The sequence below is a fragment of the Bartonella sp. AP258QHHD genome, assembly GCF_042196145.1.
In the GTDB taxonomy this organism is placed as follows: domain Bacteria; phylum Pseudomonadota; class Alphaproteobacteria; order Rhizobiales; family Rhizobiaceae; genus Bartonella.
Window position 1 is genome coordinate 1 of the sequence record NZ_JBHIPR010000082.1, and the last position, 3,045, is coordinate 3,045.

General features: G+C 42.6%; 3 protein-coding genes and 2 pseudogenes. 3 read left to right on the top strand and 2 right to left on the bottom strand.

Features of this window, described 5'->3' with window-relative positions; genetic code table 11:
• Positions 1 to 234: 234 nt before the first annotated feature.
• Together ACFIMM_RS09245 and ACFIMM_RS09250 are read right to left on the bottom strand one after the other, a co-directional pair.
• Positions 235 to 435: an AlpA family transcriptional regulator gene (locus tag ACFIMM_RS09245; protein WP_015856172.1), complete on the bottom strand. Its 201-nt coding sequence runs from the start codon at positions 433 to 435 to the stop codon at positions 235 to 237.
• Between the two features lie 207 nt (positions 436 to 642).
• Entirely contained in the window at positions 643 to 1,809 is a 1,167-nt protein-coding gene (locus ACFIMM_RS09250) for a tyrosine-type recombinase/integrase (protein ID WP_375612608.1), read from the bottom strand.
• Positions 1,810 to 1,986: 177 nt separating this feature from the next.
• Here ACFIMM_RS09250 and ACFIMM_RS09255 point away from each other — a divergent pair.
• From ACFIMM_RS09255 to ACFIMM_RS09265, 3 genes and pseudogenes are all read left to right on the top strand, one after another.
• A pseudogene (locus ACFIMM_RS09255) lies at positions 1,987 to 2,184 on the top strand (phage tail protein); the annotation flags it as partial.
• Positions 2,185 to 2,193: 9 nt separating this feature from the next.
• Positions 2,194 to 2,427: a hypothetical protein gene (locus ACFIMM_RS09260; protein WP_375611072.1), complete on the top strand. Its 234-nt coding sequence runs from the start codon at positions 2,194 to 2,196 to the stop codon at positions 2,425 to 2,427.
• Positions 2,428 to 2,448: 21 nt separating this feature from the next.
• A pseudogene (locus ACFIMM_RS09265) lies at positions 2,449 to 3,045 on the top strand (hypothetical protein); the annotation flags it as partial.

Below are 3,045 nucleotides of genomic sequence, written 5' to 3' on the forward strand. Positions count from 1 at the left end.
TCATGTCCATTGGCAAGGGATAAGCTAGGCAGCCTATCATCATGAGCAGGGCAACGGGCTGTTCCATAACGCCCATGCCAAACCCCGCGCAAGGCACGTGTAATACCCCGCGCATTCTTAAAAGAACACATCATTGTAAATCCTATAACGTTGCGTCACAGGACGGATTGTGCTATCTCTAGGGTGATGAGTTTGAGAAAGCCTTGTCCGTCCTTACGTGACAAGGTTTTCTTTTTATGCCGCGTCGTTATAACGTTGCTGTTTTGCTTGTTCGATTACATTCAAAAGATCCGATTGTAACCAACGGGATAAAAAACCAAATTTTAAAGGTTTTGGGAGAGAGCCATTGGTCACATGACGGCGGAAAGTTGAGACACTCATATGAAGCAATTTTGCACTTTCACGGTCTGTTAAAAGAATATCATTTTCTGTCATTCTAAAATCCTTTCACTATAAAAATGGTAACAAATCATAACTATTTATTAACCACATTTTGGTTCATTTAGAAAGATGTTTTATTTATAGAAAACAATATTTTATCATACAATTTCTGATGTGATACGTTATGAGTCTTATTGAGAGAGAATGAGAGAAAAGAGAGCTAAAGTTATCCACAGATAATGGGGTTATTCACCCCATATCTTAAGATTGACCCGTGACATAAGCCGCCCATTTATCCATATAAACGCGGCGCTGTTCTAAATAGTCAGTCCGACGATAGGCACGCTCTACTTTACCTCCTACTGTATGACTTAGAATGGTTTCAGCGACCTCATAGGGAGCATCGGTTGTTTCAGCAAGCCAATTGCGTAAACTAGAGCGAAAACCATGCGGGCAGGCTTCAAGTTTATTGTCTCTCATATATTTTGCCATACAATTCTCAGCAAGGGGAGCACGACCGGAAAAAGACAGAATGAAATTACTTTTGGAAATACAACGGGCTTGTTTAATCACTTTTAGCGCTTCAGATGATAGAGGTACGCGAAATTCTGTTGTAGCGTCACGCAAACCTTTCATATTCTCAGCAGGAATAGTCCATACATCATCTTCAATCTGATCTTCACGAATATGACGCAAAGGGTTGGTACGAACGCCTGTCAGGATAAGCAAGCGCAAAGCCAGTTGTGTTATGTTTTGTGTTTTACAGAGTAACTGATAAAAGGCGGGAACATCTTTCCAATCCATTGCAGGTCTATTAGTGGTTTTATGACGTTGTTTACCTAAGAGCGCGCGTGCTTTTTCTGTTGCTTGTAAATCAACATCTAACCCTAATGCAGCCGCATGTTTGAGACAAAGATTAAGACGATTTAGTGCTTTCTCTGCTGTTGCAGCTTTTGTATGCCAGATAGGAGCAAGGGTATTGCGTATCTCTGTTTGTGTAATCTCTGAAACGGGCAGACAGCCCAATTTAGGGAGAATATGAAGGCGTAATGGTAAAAACCAATCACAAGCTTTACCATCTCTTTTTAATTCAGCTTTACGGCTTTCAAAAGCATCTAAAGCAATGTTTTTTAAATAATGAAGATTACGCATTGCCTCACGCTTTTGTTTATCGCGTTCTTTAATGGGGTCACGACCCTCATGTAAAACAGCACGCCATTGGTTTGCCAATTCACGGGCTTTTTTTAAAGAGACATGTCTTAAGGCGCCCAAGCCCATTTCACGGCGCCGACCGTGAATGGTATAACGATAAAGCCATTGAGCACCACCATCTTTACGCTTATGGAGGATCAAGCCGGCACCATCATTATATTTGCCAGCTCCCAATGTTGCGACAGCCCTTGCGTTAAGACGATTCATAAGAACCATTTTCATTCCTTTCTTATACAGTTTTACCCACACGCCAGCCCCGCTTATGCCGTGCAAGCAAATGGGTTTGTTTGATTCAATATAAACAGACTTGAAATGAGAGAATCTTACGTTATTCGAGACTCTCATTCAACATACAAAACAGTGAATTATCATTATAAATCAGTGTGTTGTAGGTTTACAGAAAAAGACAAGCCGCCGCGTTTACCTTGGTTTATCAGGAGCCCCTTTGCTAATTTTTTATATTATTCAACGCCTATAACAGACGGTCTGAATGACAGAGAGCATCATGAACATCATCTCATGGCAGAGAGGGTTGGTGGTGTTGAAACGCGCCCCGTTAATGTGAGTGTAATTTATGGGATCAAGACATGAGGAGTTGAAATGTCATTAAAACCGTTTGCGATATCAGAGATTAGCGACCCGTCTCAAGTACGGGTCGTTTTGTATTCTGGGGGAGGTTTTGTACATGCGCCGCTTACTGGCGTTTTTGATTTACTGAAAGCCGCTTTGAAAACAGAGCTTGATGGTTCACTGAAAGATTTAGAGAAGCGCTTAGAGACCTTAAGAGAAGAGTTTGAAGATTTGAAAGAGTGTTCATTAGACGAAGTGCTCTGAATGATGTGAGGACGAAAACAGATGAAGATACCCGATCATGAACATGAATATTTGATACCTGCTGCAACGAAAGAGGAAATCAGAGAAGGGACTTCGCAAGACAGCGTTGTTGTTCCGAAGCTTTTAGGGACGGCCTCTTTGTATTCGTATGAAACCTTTGCGCCGTTAGAGCAGGTTGTTAATGCAAGACAAGAAGCAGAAAAAGCCATGGCGCGTGCGAATGGCGCGCAACAGGTTGCAGAAGAGGCAAAAAAAGTATCGGAAAGAGCGCTTAGCGAAGTTACCAAAACGGGTGAAGCGGTTACAGCAGTAACAACAACGGCTAATCTTGCAAAAGATACAGCGGATACAGCCAAGGGATTAGCCGAAGAAGCCAAGAGTGCCTCTGATGCCGCCAAGCAAATGGCAGAAGAGGCGAAGGCAGGATTTGATAGAGCTACAGGGGAAATAAGTAGTACGAAAGGTTCATTGGCTACGGCATTGCAAAGTTTTGTAGAGGTCAAGCAGGCAAGTGAGAACGCCGTCCATGTCTCGACAGAAGCCAAGAGGTTAGCCGATGAATCGAAGACCATTGCAACGCGTGCAGAACAAACAGCAAGAGAAGCTTCACAAACAGCA

Bases quoted from the DNA above. Each gene is read 5' to 3' on its own strand.
- ACFIMM_RS09245 (WP_015856172.1), bottom strand. From the start codon at position 435: ATGACAGAAAATGATATTCTTTTAACAGACCGTGAAAGTGCAAAATTG.
- ACFIMM_RS09250 (WP_375612608.1), bottom strand. From the start codon at position 1,809: ATGGTTCTTATGAATCGTCTTAACGCAAGGGCTGTCGCAACATTGGGA.
- ACFIMM_RS09260 (WP_375611072.1), top strand. From the start codon at position 2,194: ATGTCATTAAAACCGTTTGCGATATCAGAGATTAGCGACCCGTCTCAA.